This window comes from Pseudomonas sp. P5_A2_2 (genome assembly GCF_054177685.1).
In genome coordinates this window covers 1-2,405 of record NZ_JBGCUL010000703.1, presented here as the reverse complement: position 1 = coordinate 2,405, position 2,405 = coordinate 1, and the positions used below count along the sequence as shown (strand labels likewise).

3 protein-coding genes are annotated in these 2,405 nt (G+C 60.0%); 1 reads left to right on the top strand and 2 read right to left on the bottom strand.

Annotation, left to right across the window (positions count from 1 at the left end; all coding sequences use genetic code 11):
* A partial coding sequence (locus ACXRVY_RS24510; protein WP_458238472.1) for a response regulator occupies positions 1–918 on the top strand: 918 nt, incomplete at its 5' end.
* Positions 919–1,004: 86 nt separating this feature from the next.
* On the opposite strand, the gene ACXRVY_RS24505 is transcribed toward ACXRVY_RS24510, so the two are convergent.
* Both ACXRVY_RS24505 and ACXRVY_RS24500 read right to left on the bottom strand, forming a co-directional pair.
* Positions 1,005–1,487, bottom strand: coding sequence for a GAF domain-containing protein (locus ACXRVY_RS24505; RefSeq protein WP_223463860.1), 483 nt, complete (start codon positions 1,485–1,487; stop codon positions 1,005–1,007).
* A complete protein-coding gene (locus ACXRVY_RS24500) occupies positions 1,484–2,374 on the bottom strand; it encodes an ATP-binding protein (RefSeq protein ID WP_458238473.1) in 891 nt (296 codons plus the stop codon). Before ACXRVY_RS24500 ends, ACXRVY_RS24505 begins: the two co-directional genes overlap by 4 nt.
* Positions 2,375–2,405 lie beyond the last annotated feature (31 nt).

Below are 2,405 nucleotides of genomic sequence, written 5' to 3'. Positions count from 1 at the left end.
GGGCTGGGGCTGGTGATCAGCCGCAACCTCTGCGAGATGATGGGCGGCAGTCTGCAATTGCGCAGCGAGCCGGGCGTCGGCACTCAAGTGCAGGTGTTGCTGCTGCTGGAAACGTTGCCGCTGCAACAGTCAGCCCAGGAGGCCGAAACGCAAATCATCGTCGCAACAACCCCGTTGAGTGTGCTGGTAGTCGACGATCACCCGGCCAATCGCTTGCTCACGTGCCAGCAACTGGAGTTTCTTGGACATCGATTTACCGTCGCGGCCGATGGCCAGGAGGGACTGAATGCATGGAAAGACCAGCCGTTTGATCTGGTGATCGCCGATTGCAACATGCCGGTCATGAACGGTTACGAGCTGGCCCGCGCCATTCGCCAGCACGAACGACAAAACCATCGTCCTCCCTGCACCGTTCTCGGCTTTACCGCCAACGCCCAACCGGAAGAAGTACAACGCTGCAAACAGGCGGGAATGGACGACTGCCTGTTCAAACCCCTCAGCCTCGGTGCCTTGAGTCAATGGGTGGAAGGCATTGAGCCCACCCAGGCAGCCCCGGCGTTCAACCTGCACGGGTTGAAACTGCTGACCGGGGGCAACCCGATGTTGAACCGGCGATTGCTGAACGAGTTGGTGAACAGCAACCGCCAGGATCTGCAAACGCTGTTGTCGCTATCCAGCTGCGCAGATACGCAGGCGCTGAAGGACATTGCCCACAAAATCAAAGGCGCAGCCCGGATAGTGCAGGCATCCCGCTTGATCAACCGCTGCGAGGCACTCGAAGCAGTCTGCCATGAGGATTTCGACCGCGAAAAAGTGGCTGCATGCTGCAAATCCATGGAGTGCGCCATGCTTGAGCTGGAGGACGCGCTACTACGTCAGATCGAACACTACGACGAAGGCAAAGTGACAGAGCCTTAACTATGCCTGGCCCCTCGGCAGGGTGTTGACCGTCATGGAGAAAACCGGCGTCAGGCCTGCTGCTCAAGGCAGGCCTGGGGTCTTGATCAGCAGTCGGTCAGGCGCAGGAAAATCGCCGCCAGCTGTTCGATTCCTGCCTGGTCCTGTTCGGTGAAACGCGCCAGTTTCGGACTGTCGAGATCGAGCACGCCGATCAATCGGCCGTCCTTGACCAGCGGCACCACCAATTCGCTGTTCGAGGCACTGTCGCAGGCAATGTGACCGGGGAACGCGTGCACATCTTCGACCAATTGAGTCTGCAAGGTGGCTGCTGCTGTCCCGCATACGCCGCGACCGAACGGAATCCGCACGCAAGCGATCTGCCCCTGAAACGGCCCCAGCACCAGTTCTTCATGGCGGTTGAGGTAGAAGCCGGCCCAGTTCAAGTCATCGAGCTGATTGAACAGAAACGCCGAGAACTGCGCGGCATTAGCGATGAAATCCCGCTCGTCCGCCAGCAAGGACTCCAGTTGCGCGTGCAGCATGCCGTAGCCTTCGAGGCCCTGGCCGCTCCTTTGTAAATCGATCATGCCTTGTGCTCCAACAGTTTCAGCCCGACCCAATAACGGGCAAATTGATAAGCGCAACGTCCATTGCGATTGCCTCGGCCGGTGGCCCAGCGTACCGCCAGAATGTCCAGCTCTTCGCTGCGCTGCCACGCCAGCCCGGCCTTGCCGGCCAACTGGCCGATCCAGTGCTCGACGACGTCGAGGAAGTGTTCCTGGGTAAATGGATAAAACGACAGCCACAAACCGAAGCGGTCCGACAGCGCGATCTTGTCTTCCACCGCCTCGCTTGGATGCAGTTCGCCGTCGACCCGTTTCCAGTTTTCGTTGTCACTTTCCTTTTCCGGCACCAGGTGGCGACGGTTGGACGTGGCGTACAGCAAAACGTTGTCCRGCGCCTGTTCCAGCGAGCCATCGAGGACGCTTTTGAGCACCCGGTAATCACCCTCGCCCGACTCGAACGAGAGGTCATCGCAAAACAGTACGAAACGCTGGGGCAGTTTGGCGATCTGTTCGACCACTCGCGGCAGGTCTGCCAGGTGATCACGTTCAATCTCGATCAAGCGCAAACCGGCTTGAGCGTGTTCGGCCAACAAGGCGCGCACCAGCGACGACTTGCCGGTGCCGCGCGAGCCCCAGAGCAAGGCGTGGTTGGCCGGCATGCCATCGAGGAACTGCCGGGTATTGCGCCCAAGTTGCTCGACTTGCCGATCGACGCCGATCAGGTCCGACAAATGCATGTCGAGGCTGACCTCCAGCGGCATCAGATAACCGCCGCGTGCCTCACGATGCCAGCGCGCGGCCAGGCATTGCGTCCAGTCGATGGCTGGCCGCGGTGCCGGCAGCAACGGCTCGATACGGGCCAGAACGGCATCGGCGCGTTCAAGAAAAGCATTCAATCGGGAATCCACGACTTCTCCTCGGGCACGTTCACAGTAATGA